The following is a 22358-nucleotide window of genomic DNA, read 5'->3' as shown; positions in this document are numbered from 1 at the left end:
CAACTCGGCCGGTTAGAGCGCCTGTTCGGGCCGGACCCGTTTCCCGCGCCCGCCCGGGGTAACCCGACAGGGACGAGCGGACCACACGGAGGTGTTCCCCATGAACACAGGCGTCGGCACCGAAGACCCCGCGGCACCCGAGGACGGGCGGGCGGCGGACGGCGCGCGGACCGTTCCGCCCGCTCGTGTCCCCGGGAGCGAGGCCGCCGAGGAGCAGGAGAGCACCGGCCTGGGGAGCAACATCATCCTCGGTGAGGACTGAACCCGCAGACCGGACACTGGAGTTGACGCATGGACAGGAACCCGGAGTTCACGCTGGCCGCCACCGTGCTGGACGCGCCCGACGCCCGTGAACTGTCGGTGTTCTACCGCGGCCTGCTGGGCTGGGAGGTGCGGGAGGACGGCCCGGACTGGGTGATGATCGCGCCGCCGGAGGGCGGCGCCGGCCTGTCGTTCCAGACCGAGCCGCACTTCGTCCCGCCGCGCTGGCCGTCGGCCCCCGACGAGCAGCAGATGATGCTCCATCTGGACTTCGAGGTGGACGACCTGTCCGCGGCCCTCACGCGCGCCACCGCCCTGGGCGCCCGCCCGGCCGACGTCCAGCCCCAGGACGACGTACGCGTGTTGTTCGACCCCGTGGGGCATCCGTTCTGCCTGTTCGTGCGCGATTCCGGTCCCCGCTAGTTTGCCGACGCGCATTCGAGGGAGGCGGGGATCATGTTCGAAGGCTTCGAGACCCACACCGTCCGCACGGCGGAGGCGTCCGTCTTCGTGCGCCGGGGTGGGAACGGTCCGCCGGTCCTGCTGCTGCACGGCCATCCCAGGACCTCGGCGACCTGGCACCGGGTCGCTCCCCGGCTGGTCGAGCGGGGGTTCACCGTCGTCTGCCCGGACCTGCGGGGCTACGGGCGCTCCCGGGGGCCCGCCCCGACTCCCGACCACACCGGGTACTCCAAGCGGGCGGTCGCAGAGGACCTGTCGGCCGTCATGCGCGAGCTCGGCCACACCCGGTTCGCGCTGGCCGGGCACGACCGGGGAGGCGCCGTCGCGCTGCGGCTCGCCCTCGACCACCCCGACGCGGTGTCCCGCGTGGCGCTGCTCGACTGCCTGCCGATCACGGAGCACCTCTCCCGCGCCGACACAGAATTCGCCACGCAGTGGTGGCACTGGTTCTTCTTCGCCCAGCCGGACATCCCCGAGCGGGTCATCAACGCCGACCCCGACGGCTGGTACCGGGGCGACCCCGAGAGCATGGGCCGGGAGAACTACGAGGAGTGGCGCGCGGCCACCCGGAATCCGGACGTGGTGCGCGCGATGCTGGAGGACTACCGGGCCGGCCTCACCGTCGACCGGCGTCACGAGGAGGCCGACCGCGCCGCCGGGGTACGCATCCGGTGCCCCGCGCTGGTGCTCTGGTCGCTCCGCGACGACCTGGAGGACCTCTACGGGGATCCGCTGAAGATCTGGCGGGACTGGGCGCCCGACGTGCGGGGCCACGGGATCGACTCCGGGCACCATGTCGCGGAGGAGGCCCCGGACGAACTCGCCGCGGCACTGGCCGGATTCTTCGACGGCGTCCGCGCGGACGACGCGGCGGGCCAAGGCGACGGCCGGCCGGCGTGAGCGGCGGACCTGGCCGCACGGATGGCGGTCGGCACGGCGGGCCCCCGCCCGTGACGCCCCGCGGCTCGGGCACCCGGTTCCCGAACTGCGCTCGCACGTGCATACGAGGCAGACTGGACAGTGATCTTATGACGCCGGACTCCCGGACCCCGGAGGCGACGTTGATGTCGGACACGCGGACAGGGCGGCTCGTTCCCGACGGCCGGGAGTGGGACGCGGCCAGGCTCGTACGGCTGGAGGACGAGAACGCTCAGCTCAGGCAGGCGGTCTCCTCGCACGCCGTGATCGACCAGGCGATCGGTGTGGTCCTGGCCTTGGGGGAGTTGACCCCCGAGGAGGGCTGGGAGGTGCTGCGGCGGACGTCCCAGCGCACGAACGTGAAACTGCGGCGCGTGGCGGAGGCGGTCGTCGAGTGGGCCCGCACGGGAGAGCTGCCCGAGGCCGTCAAGACAGAACTGGAGCGCGAGATCCAGCTGAGCAAGGCGCGGACGCGGGCGGTGGACCGCCTGTCCTGAGGGGCGCGCGTGGGGAGTGCCCCCGGTGCCTGAAACAGGCCCTGCCGCGCCCCCGCTCACCTGTCGAGCCCGGAGCGTCGCCGTTCCGCACCGAAGGGGTCGTTTCAGACATTCGGTCGTAAAATAGACGGCGCATTGCTGAAGCGGTAAGGATGTGAGCGCCAGTGGCCAAGAACCAGAAGGCGAAGGCCAAGACCGAGCAGGTCAAGGGCAAGGCGAAGGAAGCCGCCGGACGCGCCGTGGGCAACGAGCGCATGACCGCCAAGGGAGCGACCGAACAGTCCAAGGGCGATGCCCGGCAGGCCAAGGAGAAGGCGAAGGACGCGCTACGTCACTGACATCGACACCAGCGCCGCAACCGGGCCCGCGCACCCCTGTGCGGCGGACCCGGCTGCGTGACGGGCGTGCGGCGGACCCGGTGTCCGGGCCGTTCCGGCTGAGGCTCCGTGCCGCGGTCCCGCCCGGTGTCCGCGCCTGTTCCCTCCGGCGCGCGCGATGGTCAGCCCCCGGCGATGACCTCGGCCAGGAAACCGTCGACGCACACATTCTCCTGCCCGGGCTGGACGACCTCGTAGGTCTCGTCCAGGAACGACATGACGGCCGGGGCCCAGGCCAGGATCACGGCGCGGTGCCGCCCCCCGTCGGTGTGCGGCTCGCCGAGGAACTCCATCCGCAGCTCCCGCCACAGCCCCGTGGACTGCGGCTCCATCCGTACGTCCCCTTCACCGACCGGGCGCTCCATCCCGTCGGCCAGCATCTGGCGGTCGAGTCTCCACCGGGCCAGGACGCGGCCGTCGTGGCTGAACACGATGGTGACGGCGAACGGATCGTCGGCCTCGTACGTCATGTGGGCCAGCACGGAGAAGCGGCCGGTGCCGCCCGCTTCGAGCTGCATGACGAGCGTCCTGTGCACGATCGGGATCAAGAGGAGCCTCCGGAGGGAACGGACCTAGAGACCCCTAGTACCCCGGCTGCGCGCATGATGCTCACGCAAATGGGGGATTCACACGGAAGTGACGGGACCGCCGTTCTCCGGCCGCGACGGCAAGGGCCCGGCACGGCAGCCGGGCGGGTCCCGGGCCACCCGCACGCCGTACCGGCGGACCTCTCGAGCGGCGCCCGGCGCGCGGGCCCACCATTCTGGATGCAGATGCGATCACGCCGCCTACATCGGGGAAGTCGAGTGCCATGAGCGAATCAGAGCTTCCGCCGGAAGGCCGGCCCGTGGACCTGTACCTCGACCTGCTCCGCCTCCGCATGACCCCCTCGGACTACGCGCTGCTGCTGCGCATGGTCGAACCGGTGCTGGAGGCGATCCAGGAACAGCGGGCCGGACCGATCGAACTGAGCCTGGAGGGCGCCGAGGGCGAGCACGTCTCGCAGGAGGTACGCGACGAGGCCTCCCTCGTCGTCGCGGTCGCCGTCACGGGCCGTCTGGACAACCAGATCGTCGAGATCGAGACGGAGGAGGCCGGCCCCGTCCGGGTCGTCACCGACTCGGGCACCGCGGCCGACCCGGCCAAGTGCCAGGAGATCGCCGAGTTCATCGGCGAGCGCCACCGTCAGGACGAGGAACTGCGCGGTATCGCGGAGGTGAGCGGTCTGCCCACGGATGTCTGAGCCCGGCCCGAGGTCCGGGCCGAGCCCCGACGCCCACCCGTTCCCGACGCCCGCCGGTTCCCCGGCGGGCCGCGACGGGTCGACCGGACGCCCGATCGCGCGACGGCTGACCGGACGCCGGCTTGTCGACCGCGCCCGGCGCCGCGCGCGCCGGGACCCTCCCGGGTCCGCACCGGCCGACGCCGTTCCCGGCGTCCACCGCGGTGTCACCAGGGCAGGAACACGTGCACGTCCTTGCCGTCGGGCCGTTCCACCACGCTGACCTGGTCACTCAGCGCCTGGATCAAATGCCAGCCCACTCCTCCGCCGCCTCCGTCGGGGCTGAACGACCGCGGTGTCGGCCGGACCGTGCTCGTGTCGTGCATGAGCACGTGCACGCCGTCGAAGGTGCGGCGCAGCTCCAGCCGGAAGGGGCCGGGAGCGTACTGCACCGCGTTGGCGGCCAGTTCCGTCACCACCAGCAGGACGTCGTCCAGGTGTTCGGCCGCCCGGGGCGGGGACACCCGCGCGAGAGCACGCAGGTAGTCCTCCGCGACGAGGCGGGCGTCGGTCACGTTGCACAGCTCACCGGCGAACGTGCTGGTGAGACTCGCTGTGTTGTCGGGAGCCAGGTCGTTGTCCCAGTGCGGCTCGGTCGTCATCTCGCCTTCCCGGTTTCGTGCGGACCGGGCACGTACGGTGCTCCGGTCTCCCCCGTCTGCCTTCTGTGGCCGGGCATGGATTCAGGCGTTGCCCGCGCCGTGCCGCCTACGCCGCCGATTCGCCGCCGCGGCGACTGGGCATCCGGCGCTTGAGCGCGCGGCGTTCGTTCTCGCTGGTGCCACCCCAGACGCCCAGGGTCTGCCCCGTGTCCAGTGCCCACTGCAGACAGGCCTCGCGGACCGGACAGCTCCTGCACACCGCCTTTGCCTCCCGGATCTGCAGAAGCGCGGGCCCGGTGCTGCCGACGGGGAAGAAGAGGTCGGGGTCGACGCTCCGGCATGCCGCAGCGTCCCGCCAGCTCTCCATGACAGTCTCCTTCGATCGAGTCGTTCCGGTCGGTGGGACTTCGTTCGTTGTCCGGGTCACCTTCAGACGCAGGAGTGAAACAGCCAACTGGGATCTGATGTGCTGAGCCGGACGCCGTCAAGGGCAGCGGTATGTGAGATGTGTCGCAATCGTGCGGTGTTCGGGCGAGAGCAGCCGCAGCTCCGCCCGGCCCGTGTAGCGGCCCGAACCGCGAAAGGTCCACAGCAGGTGCAGGCGCGCCGTCTTCTGCCCGCTCGTCACGGTCTCGCGCAGGACCGGGGAGGAGGTGCCGTCGCTGCGTATCCAGCGGTACGTCAGCGTGCCGGGTCTCCCGTCGGTGGTGACAGTGGCGACGATGTCGGCCGTGCCGTCGCAGCCGGGGGAGGGGTCGGCGGCGGTGACGGTGACGTCGCGGACGGCGACGGGCGGGGCGGACCGGTCCCAGGCCAGGAAGGCGAGGACGCCCAGCAGCACCAGCACGGGCAGCGCGTGTCTGCGCCAGGTGCGACGGGGCCGCCCGGGCGCCGCCGACGGGGCGGGGAGGGTGACGTGCGCCCGGCGTACGGTGTCGGCGGTCACGCCGGGTCCGAAGCGCAGCAGGGTGCCATCGACGCGGTCGGGGCGGGTGCCGGGGTCGAGGCGGGTGGCCTCGGTGCCGGACGGCGGCTCCACCAGGGTGTCTCCGCCGGCCGGGACCTCGTCGTGGTCCGGGCGTTGGATCCAGTGGCTGGCCAGGGCGGTGGCGCTGTAGTCGTCGTCCCGGTCGGCGCGGTCGCCGGGGACACCGGTGCGGTCGTTCACCGGATGTCACACGCCCGCGTCAGCAGCTGCTGCCACGCGGTGCCGGACGCCGCGGCGGGGTCGGTCGTGGCCTGCGCCGCCCAGTAGCAGCCCGTCCCCTGGAACGTGTGGTCGACGGACAGGGTGTACGTGGTCGAGCCGCTGCGTTCGTATGTCTGCGCCGCGCCGTCCTGGGTGCCTGACTGGCCGCGGGTGTCCCCGGTGAAGAAGGCGACGGTCAGGCCGACCGGTCCCGTTCCGTCGGTGGTGACGGTGACCGTCGCCGTACCCGTCGACGGCCCGGTCTGCCGGAAGCCGGTGAGCGTGACGTCCTTGACCGCGACGGGAGCGACGGTCGGCGTCGTGCTCGGGTCCGCGGCGGTCGCCGTCGGTGTCGCGGTGCCCGCGGGCACGGACGCGGAGGCCGAGGGCGGCGCGGTGGTCTCGGCGTCCGCTCCGGACGGCGAGGGCGGGGAAGTGCCGTCCGGTGCGGACGCGGTCGGCGAGCCGGACGGCGCGGGACCGGTGGGTCCGGCGGTCACGTCCGGCTGCGTGCTCGTGGTGGCGAGAGCCTGGGCGGCCTGCTGCGCGGTGTCCGGTGCGTCCGGCCCGGTGCCGTAGGCCAGCAGGAGGCCCACGACGAGCGCGACGGCCGAGGCGAGCAGGGCTCCTCGGCCGGGCAGCCAGGAACGCAGGCCGCGGGGGTCCTGGGCGAGGACCGTGCGGGCGGTGTCCGTGGTGCCGTGCGCGGTGCGGGGCGCGGAGGGGAGCAGCAGCAGCGAGAGGGCCACGAGCGCCGCGAGCCGGCCGCGTCCGCGCTCCTCCCAGTCGGCCCCGTAGGCGCCGTGCGCGGCGGCCTCCAGCTCCGCCACGAAGCCCTCGGCGTCCGAGGGCCGTTCACCGGGGGACTTCGCCAGACCGCGCAGGACGAGCGGGCGCAGCGCCTCGGGGACCTCCTCGGCGGGGATCTCCCCGTCCACGTGCTTGAGGGCGAGTTCGGCCATGTTGTCGCCGCTGTAGGGCTTGCGGCCGGTCAGGCACTCGAAGAACGTGGCGGTGGCCGCGTAGACGTCGGCGGCGGGGGAGGCGGGAGCGCCGGTCCACTGCTCCGGGGCCATGTACGAGGGCGTGCCCGCGATGCCGGCCGTGGTGCCGTCGGTGGCCGCGATGCCGAAGTCGACCAGTTTGGAGGTGCCTTCGGCGGTGACGAGGACGTTCTCCGGTTTGTAGTCGCGGTGCACCACGCCGAGGCGATGGGCGTCGGCGAGGCCGAGCAGCGACCCCTTGAGCAGGGTGAGCGCCGCCTCCGGGACGAGCGGCGCCTCCTGGGTGAGCAGCCTGCGCAGGGAGAGGCCGTCGACGAGTTCCATCACGATGGCCGCGCCGTCCGGGCCCTCGACGTACTCGTACAGGCCGGCCACGTGCGGGCTTTCGAGGCCGCCCAGCAGTCGGGCCTCGGCGCGGAACTCGGCGACGAAACCGGGACGCGTGCGCAGGGACTCGCTGAGGTACTTCACCGCGACGGGTAGCCCGGTCTCCTCGTGGACGGCGAGGGCGACCCGCCCGCTCGCTCCGGAGCCGAGCTCACGCGCTTCCGTGTAGCCCGGCACTGCCCAAGTGTTCATGCCCCATCCCCCCGAGACGCGGTGCGCGCGGGGCGCCCGCGGGCCCACGCGCTTCCAGTCGTGTGCTCGAAGACACGTTTTCGGCCAGTTCGGTTGCACCCTACGCCGTGGCGCACGGCGGAACGGCCCGCCGCGGTGCGCGACGGGCCGTTCCGACCTGATGTCCGAAATGCCCGAGAACGGGGCGGATTTCGGGAGGGAGTCAGCCGATGATGCTCCACGACGTGGTGCCGTTCGCCGCCATCAGCACGGCGAGCAGCACGATGTCCGCGATGCCGAGCGCGAGTCCGAGCCGCGCCCGGAAGCGGCGCGGGGTGTCACGGCGCAGCGCCATCACGGCCAGCACGATGGCGATCGGGCCGAGGACGAAGTTCAGGACGAGGAGCCCGACCAGGCCGAGCACGAAGGAGGCGACGGCCATTCCCTCGGTGTCCCGCCTGCCGGTCTCGCGCCGTGGGGGTGCGGTCAGCTTCATGGTCACGCCTTTCGGATTCGGCCGCGCCGACGGCGCTCACGGACGGCGAACACCGCGAGCCACGTGGCGATGGCCACACCGGCCACCAGGGTCACGGGCCACGGCAGGTACGCGGCCGATCCGACCACGACGGCCAGGACGACGAGGGCCACGACAAGGAAGAGCACGTCTACCTCCGTTCGTGTGCGGGCACGGGCGTCAGCGCTGATCGCCTCGGTAGCAACATGCGGTTACGGGTTTCCCGTGGCCCCGCCGCCACACCTGGGCGTGTCGGCGCTCACGTGCCGACCGTCGCCCACCCGTCGCAGACCGGCCGTCGGGAGACCCGTGTTCGCGATCGCGTTCAACCGGCGTTTGCGCAGATGGAGGTTGGCGCCGTCGTCGAGGGGTACTCCGACGATCTTCCGGGAGCGATCACTTCCGGACAGAGCCGCGAAACGAACAGGAAGGTGACCGGTGTCTGACGAGAACACCAAGAACGTCTTCGTGATCGGCCTTGACGAGGCCAACCTCCCGACGCTGAACGCCGTACCGGGTGCCAAGTCGCTGAACCTGCACCCCTTGTTGTCGGTCGAGGAACTCCAGGACGGCGAGGTGTCGGTGCCGGAGATCCTCGACAAGGCGCAGGCCGTGCTGGACGCCTTCGACGGGTCCGTCGACGCGATCGTGGGCTACTGGGACTTCCCGGTCAGCACCCTCATACCGATCCTCGCCGAGCGCTACGGGACCCGCAGCACCAGCCTGGAGTCGGTCGTCAAGTGCGAGCACAAGTACTGGAGCCGGCTGGAGCAGCAGAAGGTCACCGACCGGCATCCCCGATTCGGCAGGGTCGATCTGGACACCGACGACCCCAAGCCCCCCGAAGGCGTGCGCTTCCCGATGTGGGTCAAGCCCGCCCTCTCGTATTCCTCCGAACTCGCTTTCGGCGTCAAGGACATGGACGAGTTCCGGGACGCCGTCGCGCAGATCCGCGAGGGCATCTCCAGGATCGGCCGCCCCTTCGAGTACATCCTCGGCCAGGTCGAGCTGCCGCCCGAGATGGACGGCGTCGGCGGCGAGGTGTGTCTGGCCGAGGAGGCCATGACGGGCATCCAGGTCGCCGTCGAGGGCTACGTCCACAAGGGCGAGGTGACCGTCTACGGCGCGCTGGACTCCATCCAGTACCCGGACTCCCCGTGCTTCCTGCGCCACCAGTACCCCTCGACGCTGCCGCCGCCGGTGATCCGGGAACTCCACGACGTCACCGAGCGCGTCATGCGCCAGATCGGCTTCGAGTCGGCCACGTTCAGCGTGGAGTACTTCTACGACCCGAAGACCCAGGAGATCAACCTCCTGGAGATCAACCCCCGGCACTCCCAGTCGCACGCCGAGCTGTTCCAGTTCGTCGACGGAGTGCCCAACCACCACTGCATGTTCAGCCTCGCCCTCGGCGAGGACCCGCGGATGCCCCACGGCGAGGGCTCCTACGCGACCGCCGCGAAGTGGTACCACCGGTGGTTCACCGACGGCGTCGTGACCCGCGTGCCCTCCGCCGAGGACATCGAGCGCATCGAGCGGGAGACCGCGGGCGTCCGCCTGGACGTGGTGCCGAAGCAGGGACAGCGCCTCTCGGAGCTGACTCAACAGGACAGCTACAGCTACGAGTTGGCGCACATCTTCACCGGCGGCAGCAGCGAGGAGAACCTGCGCGAGAAGTACGACCACTGCGTGGCCGCCCTCGGCCTGGCCTTCGACGACGTTCCGCAGCGGGGCGACGGGAGCACGTCCGGCGGCCCGGCGGGCGACCGCTGACCGCCGCAGCCCCAGAACGGCCCCAGCAAGGAAAGGAGCGCGGCGCCTCATGCGTTACGTGAGCGAACTGCCGTACGCGACGAAGGAAGAAGAACACGTCGTCATCCCCATGTCCGACGGCGTCAGGCTGTCGGCGCGGATCTGGCGCCCCACCGCCTCGGACCGGGAGCCGGTGCCCGCGGTGCTGGAGTACATCCCCTACCGCAAGCGTGATCTGACCTCCGTACGCGACTCCGTCCACCACCCGTACATCGCCGGCCACGGCTACGCCTGCGTCCGCGTCGACGTACGCGGCACCGGTGAGTCCGAGGGCGTGCTCAAGGACGAGTACCTGGAACGCGAACAGGCCGACGCCGAGGAGGTCCTCGCCTGGCTGGCCGAGCAGCCCTGGTGCGACGGCGCCACCGGGATGATGGGCCTATCCTGGGGCGCCTTCGCCGCGCTCCAGGTGGCTGCCCGCCGCCCGCCGAGCCTGCGCGCCATCGTCATCGCCTCGTTCACCGACGACCGGCACCACGACGACATGCACTACATGGGCGGGGCCATGCTCTCGGACAACCTCGCCGAGGCGGGCACCATGTTCGCCTACGCCACCTGCCCGCCCGACCCCGCCGTGGTCGGCGACCGCTGGCGCGACATGTGGCGCGAACGCCTTGAGAACACCGACCCGTGGGTGCTGGAGTGGCTGCGCCACCAGCGCCGCGACGACTACTGGCGCCATGCCTCGGTCTCCGAGAACTACGAGGACGTGCGCTGCCCCGTCCTCGCCTCCAGCGGCTGGGCCGACGGCTACTCCAACGCCGTGACCCGGCTGCTCGGCAACCTGGACGTGCCCCGCAAGGGGCTGATCGGACCCTGGTCGCACAAGTTCCCCCACCTCGGCGAGCCGGGCCCCGCCATCGGCTACCTCCAGGAGGTCGTGCGCTGGTGGGACCACTGGCTCAAGGGCGTCGACAACGGCGTCATGGACGGACCCATGCTCCGGACCTGGATGCAGGACAGCGTGCCCCCGTCCACGTCGTACGAGGAGCGCCCTGGCCGCTGGGTCGCCGAACCCACCTGGCCGTCCCCGCACATCCACCCCGTGACGTACCCGCTGACCCGGCACCGGATCGAACCCCCGGGCCCGGACGGGGCGGGCGACGCCGGTGAGGCGATGACGGTGCGCTCACCCCTGTCGGTCGGCCAGTTCGCGGGCAAGTGGGCCTCCTACAACGCACCGCCGGACCTGCCCTACGACCAGCGCGAGGAGGACGGCGGCTCCCTCGTCTTCGAGACCGAGCCACTGACCGAACGGCTGGAGATCCTCGGCTCGCCGACCGTGGACCTCGACCTCTCCGCCGACCGGCCCGTCGCCATGGTGGCCGCCCGGCTGTCCGACGTGAGCCCGGACGGCGCGGCGACCCGGGTGACGTACGGCCTGCTCAACCTCACCCGGCGCGAGGACACCGAGAACCCCGAACCGCTGGAGCCGGGGCGCCGCTACCGGGCCACCGTCCAGCTCAACGGAGTGGCACAGGCGTTCCCGCCCGGCCACCGCGTCCGGCTCTCCCTGTCCACGTCGTACTGGCCGCTCGCCTGGCCGCCCCCGGAGCCCGCGCTGCTCAGCGTCCACGAGCGCTCCAGCACCCTCACGCTGCCCGTCCGGCCGACGGAGGAGCCCGACGAGATCTCCGCGGCGCCGTTCGGCGAACCCGAGGGGACACCGCCGCTCGGCGTGACCAGCCTGGCGCCCCCCGAGTCCCGCTGGGAGGTCAAGCGCGACCTGGTCGACTACCGCTCGGAACTGGAGATCGTGAAGGACCAGGGACTCGTCCGCTTCGACGAGATCGGCCTGGAGGCCGGACGCCGTGCCTACGAGCGCTACACGGCCGTCGCCGACGACTTCACCTCGGCGAGCGGCGAGTCGGCCTGGACCATGCGGTTCCGGCGCGGCGACTGGGACGTGCGGGTGGTGACGCGGACCCGGCTCAGCTGCGACGAGCGGGACTTCTTCGTGGACGCCACCCTCGACGGCTACGAGGGCGAGCGCCGGGTCTTCTCCCGCACCTGGAACGAGACCGTGCCGCGCGACCTGCTGTAGGTCCGGCACCGGAGGCGTCGACCTCCGCTGTCCGGGAACCCGCGGGTGAGAAGCACGACGAAAACCGGCCGAACCGATCGAACCGACCCCAGGAGTCTTCAGTCATGACTGTCCCCGAGGAGAACCGAGGCAAGACCCACACGACCGACCAGGTGCCGGCCGGCGCCGCACAGCCGCAGGAGCAGGGCGGCACCGGGCGGACGCTGCGCGAGGCGCTGGAGGAGGCGCAGGTCAGCCCGGACGACTTCGCGGAGCGGGAGGAGAAGTAGAGCGTGAGCACACTCACCGGTCTGGAACGAGCGCTGGAGCGCTTCGGAGGAACGCTGCTCGCGCACATCCGCCACAAGGAACCGGTCGAGCTGCTCGGCGCCCTGCACCGCGAATGCGACGACAACGCCGTCGTGTGCAGTGAGAGCCGCGTGGTCGTGCCGAACGCCTACGACGTCGAACTCGCCGAGTTCGCCGTGGAGGAACTCGAACGCAACGGCGACCGGGTCGACCAGTTGCTCACCGACAGCCTGGCCCGCCACGGCGAGCGCAAGGGCTACGAATGGGCCGGCCCGCTCGCGGTGCATGTCACCAAGTCCCGCCACCTGCCCAACGGGCGCTACCGGGTGGCGAGCCGTGTCATGCACCACGTGCGCGCCGACGCCTTCCAGGCGCACGCGGCGCCGGCGGACCCGCCCCTGACGGCACCCGGCCGCGGCCTGGTGCCGGAACCGGGGATGTGAGCCGCGGGCCGGACGCGGCCCGGCATTCAGCCGCCGCGTCCGGCCCGCCCCCTTCTCCCTTCCTCCGACCCCTCGGATCTTCTTTCTCCGACTCCTCCGACTCCGAGGTGTCCAAAACGCCTCCCCGCGTGCGTCGGTCCAGTGGACCGCGCGTTCCTGGTGGCCGAGCCGACGATGGGCAAGCGGATCGTGCGCGCCAAACGCAAGATCGCGGCGGCCGGCATCGCGTACCGGGTGCCCAGGGCGGAGGAGCTGCCCGAGCGGCTGGAGGCGGTCCTGCGCGTCGCCTACCTGATCTTCAACGAGGGGTACAGCGCGAGCGCCGGCACGGTCCTGGTCCGCGGTGAGCTGTGCGCCGAGGCGATCCGGCTCCAGCGGCTCCTGGCGGAACTGCTCCCGGAGGAGGCCGAGGTGTGGGGGCTGCTGGCGCTGATGCTGCTGCACGACGCCCGGAGCGCGTCCCGGGTGAGCGACGGCGGTGACTGGGTGGCCCTCACCGAGCAGGACCCCGCGACATGGGACCGGGACCGGACGGCGGAGGGAGTCGGGGCACTGACCCGCGCGCTGCGGCTCGGAGCGCCGGGCCCCTACCAGCTCCAGGCGGCCGTCACGGCCCTGCACATGAAGGGCGTCGAGGAGGGCGCCACCGACTGGCCCCGGATGGCTCACCTCTACGGTGTGCTCGCCGGCCTCGACCCCTCGCCGGTCGTCGCGCTGAACCGTGCCGCCGCCGTCGGTTTCGCCGAGGGGCCCGAACGGGGGCTGGCGCTGCTCGGGCCGCTGCTCCGGCACCCCGCGCTGTCCGGTTACCCGCCGCTGCACGCGACCCACGCCGACCTGCTCGGGCGGAGCGGCGACCCGGCCGGCGCCGCCGAGGCGTACCGGCGGGCGATCGCGCTCAGCTCCAACGACGTCGAACGCGCCGAACTCCGGCGCAGGCTCGGCCGGTCGGCCTGAGGCGGTCGCCCGCCCGGCGGGCGCGGGGCCCGGTCTCCCGTCGTGCTCGCGATCCGCTGTGCCGTGTCAGCCGGATGCGGCCGGTCCGGCGTCCTCGGTGCCGGACAGCTCGGCCAGGAACCGGTGGCACTGGGCGGCCCGCTCGGAGTCCTGCTCCATGACGGAGCGGAAGAACTCCGCGATCTCCTTCTTGCCGGCGTTCTCCGCGTCGCGCACGTACTGGCCGTAGTCGTGCCCCGCCTTGAGCGAGTGGTACTGCACGGAGATGAGGTCGAACGTCACATCGCTGAACCCGGTCTCTCCCGTAGCCATGGTCATCTCCCAGTGGAGGTGGGAACTGGTGGACGCGATCCGGGTTTCTCGGTCCCGGCGGGCGAAACGAAGAGTGTCGGCCGTCTCCGCCCCTGCGGACCGCGTCCGGGAAACCGTCCGGCGCGTCCACCCGTCCGCCGCGGCTACTCGCCGCGATGGCGCCAGAACCACACGACGCCGATCACGAGGGCGACGAGGAAGGCGACCGGCAGGATCAGGCCGGGTACCCGGGCGGCGCTCACCGGCCGGCCGCGGTGCTGGACGTGCCGTGTGCGTGAGGGGTGTCGGGCACGGCGGACCTCGGTCCGGTGGATCGGCCGCCCCGCCGACCGGGACGCCGGGGCGTGTCCGGCCCGTACTCCCGGCGGGCGCCGTGCGACACGTGGTGCACGCTCGACGGCGGGCGCAGATGCGGGGTCATGGCCGGCCTCCGGGTAATCGCAGGTACGTACGGCGTCCGCCGGACCGTCGCCCGGCGGACGAGGCCGGCTGGATGGTGAGCCCCGAAAACGGCCTTGTAAACCTCCTCGGCCGGGACATTGCCCGGATGTATGAAGGTCTGCCGAATTGGTTGACCGGGGCGTGGCGGCCGGGAGGGCGACTCGTTCACCCCGTCATGACCGAAGCCTCGTCGCCGCACCGCCACGCCCGCCTCCTGGGCGCCTACTGGCTCGACTCGCCCGTCCTGCTGCACGACCACTGCGTCTGCTGCGAGAGCCCGGCGCACCCGGTGGGCCGAAGCCGCTGGGCCCGGGGTGTCGGCGGGCGCGGTCTCGGGCTGGGCGTCTTCGTGGCCGTCCTCGTGATCGCCGCCGCCCTCACCGCCGTGGCCCCCCTGTAGAGCCGTCCCCGCGTGCCGTGCTCCCCTTCGAACGGGCATGCACGGGCCTGTTCGCGGTGCCATCCTGGGAGAGGACACGGAGGCTGCCATGGGGTGCTATGCCGACCGAGTGCTGCCGCGGATCATCGACGTGGCGTGCGGGGTCAAGACGGCCGGGCCGCTGCGCCGCCGTGCCTGCGAGGGCCTGACCGGCGAGGTCCTGGAGATCGGTTTCGGCACGGGCCACAACGTGCCCTACTACCCGCCGACGGTCACCGGTGTCACCGCGATCGAGCCGTCCGACCTCGGCTGGCGTCTCGCCGGGAAGCGGGTGCGCGCGTCGAGCATCCCGGTACGCCGTGCGGGTCTGGACGGCCAGTCCCTCCCCTTCGTGGACGACAGTTTCGACGCCGCCCTGTCCACCTGGACCCTGTGCACCATCCCCGACGCCGAGGCAGCCCTGCGGGAGGTGCGGCGGGTCCTCCGGCCCGGAGGGACCCTGCACTTCCTGGAGCACGGTCTCGCGCCGGAGGAGGATCCGGGCGTACGGCGCTGGCAGCATCGTCTGGAGCCGGTCAACAAGCGGCTCTTCGGCGGCTGCCACCTCACGCGCCCGACCGCCGACCTGGTCACGGCGGCAGGGTTCACGATCACGGACATGGACGTCTTCTACGAGAAGGGCGCCCCGAAGCCCATGGGTGCCGACTCGCTCGGCGTGGCCCTCTCCCCGTAGGGCCGGGCGTCTCGCGAGGCTCACTCGGCGGCCGCGACCCCGATGCCGATGGCGATGAAGAGCCAGCCGGTCGTCATGTCCCAGCGGTCGCGGAAGGCGGGCCGGTTCAGCAGCGTCCGCAGCCGGGCCGCGGCGCTCACCAGGACCAGCCAGTAGAGGACGCCGATCGCGACGTCCAGGAGGCCGAGCAGGAGGATCTGCCCGGTCATCGAGCCCCGGCCGTCGACGAACTGCGGCACGATGCTCAGGAAGAACAGCGCCGCCTTCGGGTTGAGCACGTTGGTGAGGAAGCCCTGCGTGAAACCCTCGCGCCGGCTCGGCACGGGCCGCTTCTCCAGCGGACGGGAGGCGTCCTGGGCGGGATCGATGCCGTCCTGACCCCGGGCGGTCCGTTCCCGGCGCTCGGCTGAGGCGCGGCGGGCGGAGACGACCGCCCGCGCGCCCAGGTAGACGAGGTAGGCGGCGCCGGCCAGTCTCACGGCGGTGAAGACGGCGGGCGAGCGGGCGGCGACGACGGACAGTCCGAGAGCCGCCGCCAGCATGTGGACGCACAGTCCGGTCTGCGCGCCGAGGGCCGCCATCCGCCCCAGCGAGGGGCGGAGCGCGGAGGCTCTGACGATCACGAAGAAGTCCGGGCCCGGGATCAGATAGGCGAGCATGACGACGCCGAGGAATCCCATGAGGTCGATCGACATGCCCTGCTCCGCTTCTCCCGGCCGGCTGTCCTCGCGGTACCGCGGCGGGCGGAATCGGCGGCCCCCGCCCCTGCTGGGTGTCCACGCGGACGGGGTTCACGCCTCCCGCGCCGGGACGCGGACAGCAAAGACCCCGACTGGACGGGGGAGACCAGCCGGGGCCGTAGGTGGTGACGTGCGGAGGGTGGTCGCCTCGCGGCGAAAGGCTCCATGGGGCTTCAGCCGAACGATCTTCCCCATGGGCTATAGGTGAGGCCCGGGGACACTGTCCCCTCCGCAGCCACGTATAGATGAACGATAAACCGTCTGCCGGTGTTCCTGCGCCGTCCCCGGATCGATGTGACGTGTGCCACTGCATGATCGCGCCGGATCGGCCGCACCGGAGCAGTCCCCCCGGCCCGACCGAACCGGACGATCCGAGCCGGACCGTCGCGCCGGACCAGTCGGGTCAGTCGAGGTGGTCGGCGACGAGCAGGGCGAACTCGGCCGGGGTGATCAGGCGTACGCCGAGTGCTTCGGCCTTGTCGCGCTTGGACCCGGCGCCGTCACCCGCGACGACGAGCGCGGTCTTCTTGGAGACGCTGGAGGAGGAGCGGCCGCCGGCGCGCTCGATCAGTTCGTTCATCTGGTTGCGGCTGAGCTTCTCCAGCGCGCCCGTCATCGCGCCGGTGACGACGACGGTCATCCCGGCCAGCGGACCCGCCGCCTCCTCGGCCGCCTGCCCGCCCTCGGTGTCACCGTTCGCGGCGACGGGCGGGGTGGCCCCCGGCTCGGTCATGTTGACCCCCGCGGCGGCGAGCTTGTCGATGAGCGGTGCCAGTTCGGCGAGTTCGGCCACGATGGACGGGGCCTTCTCGGTGCCGATCCCCTCGACCCGCTGCATCGCTTCCGCGTCGGCGGCGCGCAGCGCGTCCATCGTGGCGAAGTGCCGGGCTATGCGCCGGGACATGGACCGGCCGGTGCCCCGTACACCCAGGGCGCACAGCACCCGGGCCAGCGGGCGGTCCTTGGCGGTGGCGAGGGCGGCGAGGAGGTTGTCGGTACTGGTCTCGCCCATGCGGTCCAGGCTGAGCAACTGCTCGCGGGTGAGCGTGAACAGGTCGGCCAGATCGGCCACCAGGCCCGCCTCGACCAGCTGGACGACACGCGTGGCGCCGAGCCCCTCGATGTCGAGCTGGTCACGTCCGGCGGCGTACGAGAGCGAGGCCACCAGATGGCAGTTGCGGCCGTTCTCGCACCGCCAGCGCTGCTCGCCGGTGTCGATGGCGGAGCCGCAGCGCGGGCAGGCCGAGGGGAAGACGATCGACTGCTCCTCGCCGGTGCGCAGATGCGCGACGGGGGCCTCGACGCGCGGGATGACATCGCCGGCGCGGTGGACCATCACGTGGTCGCCGAGGCGCAGGTCGCGGCGCGTGATGTCGGCCGGGTTGTGCAGGGTGGCGTACGTGATGACGGAGCCGTCGATCTCGACCGGCTCCAGGACCGCACGCGGGGCGATGATGCCGGTGCGGCCCACGTTCCACTCGACGTCCAGCAGGCGGGTGATCTTCTCCACGGCGGGCAGCTTGTAGGCGATCGCCCAGCGGGGAGCGCGCGAGCCCGACCCCGCCGCCCGCTGGTCCGCGGCGAGGTCGGCCTTGACCACGATCCCGTCGATCCCGAACGGCAACTCCGCCCGCAGCGCGGCGATCTCGCGGACGCGTGCCAGGACCTCCTCGGGCGTCTCGGCGGTGAGGGCCGAAACCGCCGTGCCGGCCGGGGTGTTCACGCCGAGGCGGACGGCCTCCGCCATCAGGTCGCTGTGGGCGAGCTCGCCGAGGCGTGCCGCGAGCTCGGAGTCGGTGTCCGCCACCGGCAGCAGTCCGTAGCCGAAGAACGTCATCGGCACGGTGTAGGCGCGGTCCCTGGCCCGCAGGGTGCCCGCGGCGGCGTTGCGCGGGTTCGCGAACGGCTGCCCGCCGTGCGCGGTGCGCACCTCGTTGGCGTGCTCGAACTGGGCGTTCGTCATGAGGACTTCGCCCCGCAGCTCCACCGTCACGGGCTCGGTCAGCCGGACCGGCAGTCCCTCGACGGTGCCGATCGCGTGCGACACGTCCTCGCCGGCCGTGCCGTCGCCGCGCGTGATCAGCCGCGTCAGGCGGCCGTGGCGGTAACGGGCCGCCATCGCCAGTCCGTCGAGCTTGGGCTCCACGCTGAACCGGGTCACCTCATGGCCGATCCGGCGGGCCACCGAGGCGGTCCACGCGGTGAACTCCTCGGCGGAGAACACGTTGTCCAGGCTCAGCATCGGCACGGTGTGCGGGACGTCGCCCTCGACCGCGCCGCCGGCGACCTTCCCGGTGGGGGAGTTGGGCAGCACCAGCTCCGGATTCTCCGCCTCCCACGCCGCGATGCCGCGCACCAGACGGTCGTACGCGTCGTCGTCCAGCGCGGACGTACCGCCCGTGTAATAGGCCGCCGAGGCCTTGACGGCTTCCTCGACCGCCTGGGCGTAGGCGGCGGCGTCGACGATCACTGCTGCAGGTGTGGTCATGTCCGCCATCCTGCCTCCCACCACTGACAATGCCGCCCTGTCGACCTCTCGTCACGCGCTGCGAAGCTATAAGGCTCAACAGAGCGCACGGGGCGATATCTTCCGATTCGATCGCATTCGATGCTTTCAACGTGTTTCGCACTATTTCTCACGGTGACTCGGACGGCAGCCGAACGCAGGAGCACACAGGGAAGGTGCTGAGGAATGATCACTCAGGAGCAGATCCCGGCGGTACTGGAACATCCCGTCTACGACGCCGACGGCAACAAGATCGGCGAGGCGAAGCACGTCTTCTACGACGACGTCACCGGCCGGCCGGAATGGGTCAGTGTCAAGACGGGCCTGTTCGGCACCAGTGAGTCCTTCGTGCCGATCCGCGAGGCGGTGGTGGTCGAGGAACACCTCGAGGTGCCGTACGACAAGAGCAAGGTGAAGGACGCGCCCAACGTCGACGTGGACAGCGGGGGACACCTCTCCGAAGCGGAGGAGCACCGGCTGTACGAGCACTACGGCATCGCGTGGGACGACGCCTGGGAGCAGGCCAACCAGCCCGGCGGTGAGGGCTGGGCCCACTCCGGCACGGCCGACGCCACGGACACCGGCATGACCGACACCACCGGAATGGCCGGCACCACGGGCACGGCGGGCACCGGGCGCATGGAGGGCGAGGGGTTCATCGCCACGGACAGCGGCATGGACGAGCGCGCCGGCATGCGCGACGACGACGCGATGACCCGCTCCGAGGAGCGCATGCACGTCGGTGCGGAGCGGTACGAGACCGGACGCGCCCGCCTGCGCAAGTACGTGGTGACGGAGGAGGTCCAGCGCACCGTTCCGCTGCGTCACGAGGAGGTCCGCGTCGTGCGCGAGCCCATCACGGACGCCAACCTCGACGACTCCCTCTCGGGCCCGGAGATCACGGAGTCCGAGCACGAGGTCACCCTGCACGCCGAGCGGCCCGTGGTCGAGACCGAGGCGGTCCCGGTGGAACGCGTACGCCTCACCACCGAGGAGCAGACCGAGAACGAGACCGTCACCGGTCAGGTCCGCCACGAGGAGATCGCCACCGAGGGCGTCATGGACGAGGACGAGGAGGGCGGCCCGCGCAGGTAGGGCACCCGCCGTCGCGCCCGTCCGGTGCTCCCGAGGCGCCGGACGGGCGCAACCGCCCCCGGACGCACGCCGATTCGGCTCACGCCTGCCGCCGGACCCGTCCGGCGGCAGGCGTGAGCCCGTCTCCCGTCGCCGAGTTGATCACGCGTCAGGTCCCGGGCCCGCCCTCGGACACCGCCGCCTCCACGAGATGGTCACGCGTCCTCCACCGTTCACGGCTTTCCGTCGGCGCGAGGCGGGCTACCCGGACCGGAGGGCGTCCGAAGGGGACTTGTCGTGGTTTTCATCGCTGTCGGTGTACCGCCGTTGCTGCTGGGCCTGTTGCTTCTCCTCGACCGGTACGAGGAGAAGATGTTCGCCCCCGTGCAGGTCGCGCGGCACGCGCGACCTGCACGGGGGCATCTGTCGCTCGTGACGCACACCGGATCCGGGCGCTCGACCACCCGGAGGGAGCGGCCGGGCACGGAGGCCGCCTGACCTTCAGGACCCGGACCGCCCGGCGGCAGTGCCGGGATCACCGCGGACTGCCGCTGCCGCACGGCGCGTTCAGGTCCGGCAGGCGGGTCCTGGCCGACCTCGGACGGTGGGTGAGCACGTCACCGAGCCACTGGGTCATCGTCCCTCCCGGCTCGGGATCGTCCCCGCACATCGCCCGCACCGCGGTCGCGTCGAACGCGTAGGCGTCTACGGGGGTGTCGTCCGCCCGCCCGGAGGCAGGCGTGCGGCGTGAACAGCCAGGACCAGCCGACCAGTTCGTCGTGGCCCCAGTGTCCCGATGGCGGCGGCCCGGCGGCCGGGACACGGCCCCCGGCGCAGGGCCGACCGGCCCGGGAGAGGGACCTGTGGCCCCTGCACCCGGTCCCGCCGCCGCCGCGAAGCTGGACCCGCGTCCATCGACGCGTCGGCCCGCCCTTAGGAGGCACACCATGTCCCGCACCGTCACCGCCGGCCTGGACGGCTCGCCGGAGAGCCGGGCCGCCGCCGAGTGGGCGGCCCGGGAGGCGCGGCTCCGCCGCCTGCCCGTGCGCCTGGTCCATGTCCGGCAGCCCGAGCCCCGGCCCGCCGCGCTGCCCGGCCCGGAGTCCGAGCGGCACTGGAGCGAGCGCGTCTCCCGCGAGGCCACGGAGGGCATCCGGCTGCGTCACCCCGGGGTCGAGGTGACCGCCGAGCTGCTCACCGGCCGTCCCGCAGACCTGCTCGTCGACGCGGCCCGCGACGCGGAGCTGCTGGTCCTGGGATCCCGGGGTCTGGGCGGCATCGCAGGCTTCCTGGTCGGCTCCGTCGGCCTGGCCGTCGTCGCCCGCGCCGAACGCCCCGTCGTCCTCGTACGCGCCGGGGAACAGGCCGCCGACGAGCACGCGGCCGACCCCGCGGGGATCCCGTCCACCGCGACCGCGTACCGGCCCGTCGTCCTCGGCCTGGACACCGACGGTCCCGACGACTCGCTCATCGGCTTCGCCTTCGACGCCGCCGCGCGCCGCGACACGGCGCTGACGGTCGTGCACGGCTGGAGCCCGCCGCCCTACTACGCCTACGGGCTGTCCCTGGACGCCGGCCTGCACGCGGCGCTCAGCGAGCAGCGGAGCGCCGCGCTGACCGAGGCCCTGCGTCCCTGGCGGCGGAAGTTCCCGGCGGTCGACGTCGTGGCGCGGTCGCTGTACGGACCGGCGGCAGGCCACCTGGTGGACGCGTCCCGCGAGGCGTCCCTGGTGGTCGTCGGCCGCCGCGCCCGGCGCTCCCCGTCCGGCGCCCGCATCGGGTCCGTCACGCACGCCGTGCTGCACCACTGCGCGGGGCCCGTCGCCGTCGTCCCGCACGACTGACCCGGTGAGGAGAGAGAACATGGAAGCGGCGGTAGCGGCGGTCCCCACGGCCGGGCAGGGCGTCCGGCTCCGCCGTGCGACCGGCTGCCGGCCCGCCCCGGCCGGCGCACCCGGCGCGGGCACCCGGGTGGTCTCCGTTTCACGCCCCCCGGCCCCGGTCAACCCATGTCCCCAGGACGTGCGGCGGGCCCGGACCGTCTCCGTACGCCCGGAAGGAGGGTGAGGGTCATGGAGCTGCCCCTGGTCGTGGGCGTGGACGGGTCCGAGCCCAGCCTGCGCGCCGTGGACTGGGCGACGCAGGAGGCCGCACTGCACGGGGTCCCGCTGCGGCTCGTGTACGCCTCGCTCTGGGAGCGCTACGAGGGGCCCGCCCTGGCCCCCGGCCTCGCCGGGTCCGCGGAACAGGTGGGGGCCGACGACATCGTCCACGCCGCCGCCCGGCGCGCCCGCCGGCGCGACACGGACGTCAAGATCTCCACCGAGGTGCTGCCCGAGGAGCCCGTGGTCGCCCTGCTGCGCGAGGGCCGCAACGCCTCCGCCCTGGTGCTCGGCTCCCGCGGCCGCGGCGGCATGGCCGAGCTGTTGCTCGGCTCCGTCGCCCTCGCGGCCGCCGCCCGCGCCGACTGCCCGGTGATCGTGCTGCGCGACGACCACGACGTCCGGGCCGTCACCGGACGCGGACGGCGGGTCGTGCTGGGCGTCGGCGCGGAACCCCGCGAGTCGGCCGTCGTGCGCTTCGCCTTCCAGGAGGCGAGGGAGCGGCGCGTCCCGCTGGAGGCCGTACGGGCCTGGCGGCGCCCCGCCCACGAGAGCCCCGGACACCCGCTCCTGACCGGAGACCCGGCCCACAGCCAGGAACGAGCGGCGTCGCAGACCCTGGACGCCGCCTTGCGCGACACGGCGGCGGACCACCCGGGCGTGCAGCTGCACCGGCGCACCGCAGAGGGGTCCGCCCGCCAGGTGCTGCTCGACGCCTCCGCCACGGCCGACCTGCTGGTCGTCGGCGCGGAGCGGCGTCACGGGCACACCGGGCTGCAGCTCGGCCGGGTCACGCACGCGGTGCTGCACCACAGCCGGTGTCCCGTCGCCGTCGTACCCCACCAGGCGTGACGACGTGTCAG

The 22358-nt window shown here is 72.5% G+C and carries 27 protein-coding genes and 1 pseudogene; 17 read left to right on the top strand and 11 right to left on the bottom strand.

Features of this window, described 5'->3' with window-relative positions; translation table 11 throughout:
- Positions 1-100 precede the first annotated feature (100 nt).
- From ACZ4VA_RS07435 to ACZ4VA_RS07415, 5 genes are all read left to right on the top strand, one after another.
- Entirely contained in the window at positions 101-262 is a 162-nt protein-coding gene (locus ACZ4VA_RS07435; RefSeq protein ID WP_356168090.1) for a hypothetical protein, read from the top strand.
- A gap of 29 nt (positions 263-291) precedes the next feature.
- Positions 292-684 (top strand): VOC family protein, encoded by a 393-nt coding sequence (locus ACZ4VA_RS07430; protein WP_452922078.1) that lies wholly within the window; start codon positions 292-294, stop codon positions 682-684.
- Between the two features lie 33 nt (positions 685-717).
- Complete coding sequence (locus tag ACZ4VA_RS07425) at positions 718-1623, top strand: alpha/beta fold hydrolase (protein ID WP_355782806.1); 906 nt, start codon at positions 718-720, stop codon at positions 1621-1623.
- 128 nt (positions 1624-1751) lie between these two features.
- A complete protein-coding gene (locus ACZ4VA_RS07420; RefSeq protein WP_355782803.1) occupies positions 1752-2138 on the top strand; it encodes an ANTAR domain-containing protein in 387 nt (128 codons plus the stop codon).
- Between the two features lie 164 nt (positions 2139-2302).
- Complete coding sequence (locus ACZ4VA_RS07415; protein ID WP_355782801.1) at positions 2303-2476, top strand: CsbD family protein; 174 nt, start codon at positions 2303-2305, stop codon at positions 2474-2476.
- A gap of 161 nt (positions 2477-2637) precedes the next feature.
- Here ACZ4VA_RS07415 and ACZ4VA_RS07410 read toward each other — a convergent pair whose 3' ends face one another.
- Positions 2638-3033: an SsgA family sporulation/cell division regulator gene (locus tag ACZ4VA_RS07410; RefSeq protein WP_452922081.1), complete on the bottom strand. Its 396-nt coding sequence runs from the start codon at positions 3031-3033 to the stop codon at positions 2638-2640.
- Between the two features lie 293 nt (positions 3034-3326).
- Between ACZ4VA_RS07410 and ACZ4VA_RS07405 the strand changes: the two genes are divergently transcribed.
- Positions 3327-3758, top strand: a complete 432-nt coding sequence (locus ACZ4VA_RS07405) for a hypothetical protein (protein ID WP_355782795.1) — start codon at positions 3327-3329, stop codon at positions 3756-3758.
- Between the two features lie 206 nt (positions 3759-3964).
- On the opposite strand, the gene ACZ4VA_RS07400 is transcribed toward ACZ4VA_RS07405, so the two are convergent.
- The 6 genes from ACZ4VA_RS07400 to ACZ4VA_RS07375 form a co-directional block, all read right to left on the bottom strand.
- The gene (locus tag ACZ4VA_RS07400) at positions 3965-4399 is read right to left on the bottom strand and encodes an ATP-binding protein (RefSeq protein WP_355794841.1); all 435 of its coding nucleotides are present in this window, start codon (positions 4397-4399) and stop codon (positions 3965-3967) included.
- A gap of 106 nt (positions 4400-4505) precedes the next feature.
- On the bottom strand, positions 4506-4766 hold the full coding sequence (locus ACZ4VA_RS07395; RefSeq protein WP_355794839.1) for a WhiB family transcriptional regulator: 261 nt from the start codon (positions 4764-4766) through the stop codon (positions 4506-4508).
- 117 nt (positions 4767-4883) lie between these two features.
- Positions 4884-5567 (bottom strand): hypothetical protein, encoded by a 684-nt coding sequence (locus tag ACZ4VA_RS07390; protein WP_356239812.1) that lies wholly within the window; start codon positions 5565-5567, stop codon positions 4884-4886.
- The gene (locus tag ACZ4VA_RS07385; protein ID WP_468080247.1) at positions 5564-7171 is read right to left on the bottom strand and encodes a serine/threonine-protein kinase; all 1608 of its coding nucleotides are present in this window, start codon (positions 7169-7171) and stop codon (positions 5564-5566) included. The genes ACZ4VA_RS07390 and ACZ4VA_RS07385 overlap by 4 nt, the downstream gene beginning before the upstream one ends.
- A gap of 202 nt (positions 7172-7373) precedes the next feature.
- Positions 7374-7646, bottom strand: coding sequence for a DUF4190 domain-containing protein (locus ACZ4VA_RS07380; RefSeq protein ID WP_355792121.1), 273 nt, complete (start codon positions 7644-7646; stop codon positions 7374-7376).
- A gap of 2 nt (positions 7647-7648) precedes the next feature.
- Positions 7649-7813, bottom strand: coding sequence for a hypothetical protein (locus tag ACZ4VA_RS07375; RefSeq protein ID WP_355792118.1), 165 nt, complete (start codon positions 7811-7813; stop codon positions 7649-7651).
- Between the two features lie 289 nt (positions 7814-8102).
- Here ACZ4VA_RS07375 and ACZ4VA_RS07370 point away from each other — a divergent pair, with 289 nt between their 5' ends.
- The 5 genes from ACZ4VA_RS07370 (at position 8103) to ACZ4VA_RS07350 (ending at position 13208) form a co-directional block, all read left to right on the top strand.
- Positions 8103-9437, top strand: coding sequence for an ATP-grasp domain-containing protein (locus tag ACZ4VA_RS07370; RefSeq protein ID WP_356168073.1), 1335 nt, complete (start codon positions 8103-8105; stop codon positions 9435-9437).
- Positions 9438-9486: 49 nt separating this feature from the next.
- Positions 9487-11520: a CocE/NonD family hydrolase gene (locus ACZ4VA_RS07365; protein ID WP_468080244.1), complete on the top strand. Its 2034-nt coding sequence runs from the start codon at positions 9487-9489 to the stop codon at positions 11518-11520.
- A 104-nt stretch (positions 11521-11624) separates the two neighbouring features.
- Positions 11625-11789, top strand: a complete 165-nt coding sequence (locus ACZ4VA_RS07360; protein ID WP_355784083.1) for a hypothetical protein — start codon at positions 11625-11627, stop codon at positions 11787-11789.
- A 3-nt stretch (positions 11790-11792) separates the two neighbouring features.
- Positions 11793-12251, top strand: a complete 459-nt coding sequence (locus ACZ4VA_RS07355) for a DUF3662 domain-containing protein (RefSeq protein ID WP_355784085.1) — start codon at positions 11793-11795, stop codon at positions 12249-12251.
- Positions 12252-12392: 141 nt separating this feature from the next.
- Positions 12393-13208 (top strand): RNA polymerase sigma factor, encoded by an 816-nt coding sequence (locus ACZ4VA_RS07350; protein WP_468080241.1) that lies wholly within the window; start codon positions 12393-12395, stop codon positions 13206-13208.
- A 66-nt stretch (positions 13209-13274) separates the two neighbouring features.
- Here ACZ4VA_RS07350 and ACZ4VA_RS07345 read toward each other — a convergent pair whose 3' ends face one another.
- Positions 13275-13520, bottom strand: coding sequence for an acyl carrier protein (locus ACZ4VA_RS07345; protein ID WP_355784097.1), 246 nt, complete (start codon positions 13518-13520; stop codon positions 13275-13277).
- Positions 13521-14136: 616 nt separating this feature from the next.
- On the opposite strand from ACZ4VA_RS07345, the gene ACZ4VA_RS07340 reads away from it, so the two are divergent.
- Positions 14137-14361 carry a hypothetical protein gene (locus ACZ4VA_RS07340; protein ID WP_356168060.1) on the top strand — a complete coding sequence of 75 codons (225 nt, stop codon included), beginning with the start codon at positions 14137-14139 and terminating at the stop codon, positions 14359-14361.
- 88 nt (positions 14362-14449) lie between these two features.
- Positions 14450-15073: a class I SAM-dependent methyltransferase gene (locus ACZ4VA_RS07335; RefSeq protein WP_355784103.1), complete on the top strand. Its 624-nt coding sequence runs from the start codon at positions 14450-14452 to the stop codon at positions 15071-15073.
- A 20-nt stretch (positions 15074-15093) separates the two neighbouring features.
- On the opposite strand, the gene ACZ4VA_RS07330 is transcribed toward ACZ4VA_RS07335, so the two are convergent.
- Both ACZ4VA_RS07330 and ligA read right to left on the bottom strand, forming a co-directional pair.
- Complete coding sequence (locus ACZ4VA_RS07330; protein WP_468080238.1) at positions 15094-15768, bottom strand: LysE family translocator; 675 nt, start codon at positions 15766-15768, stop codon at positions 15094-15096.
- A 448-nt stretch (positions 15769-16216) separates the two neighbouring features.
- Positions 16217-18301, bottom strand: a complete 2085-nt coding sequence (ligA, locus tag ACZ4VA_RS07325; protein WP_468080236.1) for an NAD-dependent DNA ligase LigA — start codon at positions 18299-18301, stop codon at positions 16217-16219.
- A gap of 204 nt (positions 18302-18505) precedes the next feature.
- Between ligA and ACZ4VA_RS07320 the strand changes: the two genes are divergently transcribed.
- Positions 18506-19414, top strand: coding sequence for a PRC and DUF2382 domain-containing protein (locus ACZ4VA_RS07320; RefSeq protein WP_356168048.1), 909 nt, complete (start codon positions 18506-18508; stop codon positions 19412-19414).
- 276 nt (positions 19415-19690) lie between these two features.
- A complete protein-coding gene (locus ACZ4VA_RS07315) occupies positions 19691-19891 on the top strand; it encodes a hypothetical protein (protein WP_468080234.1) in 201 nt (66 codons plus the stop codon).
- A gap of 37 nt (positions 19892-19928) precedes the next feature.
- Here the strand turns inward: ACZ4VA_RS07315 and ACZ4VA_RS07310 are convergent.
- Positions 19929-20212: pseudogene (locus ACZ4VA_RS07310) on the bottom strand (regulator); the annotation flags it as partial.
- Positions 20213-20340: 128 nt separating this feature from the next.
- Here ACZ4VA_RS07310 and ACZ4VA_RS07305 point away from each other — a divergent pair.
- Both ACZ4VA_RS07305 and ACZ4VA_RS07300 read left to right on the top strand, forming a co-directional pair.
- The gene (locus tag ACZ4VA_RS07305; protein ID WP_356168042.1) at positions 20341-21237 is read left to right on the top strand and encodes a universal stress protein; all 897 of its coding nucleotides are present in this window, start codon (positions 20341-20343) and stop codon (positions 21235-21237) included.
- A gap of 228 nt (positions 21238-21465) precedes the next feature.
- Entirely contained in the window at positions 21466-22347 is an 882-nt protein-coding gene (locus tag ACZ4VA_RS07300) for a universal stress protein (RefSeq protein ID WP_468080232.1), read from the top strand.
- Positions 22348-22358 lie beyond the last annotated feature (11 nt).

This window comes from Streptomyces sp. NPDC028308 (assembly GCF_055565855.1).
Note: the sequence above shows the minus strand (reverse complement) of the source record. Positions and strands in the feature narration are given on the sequence as shown.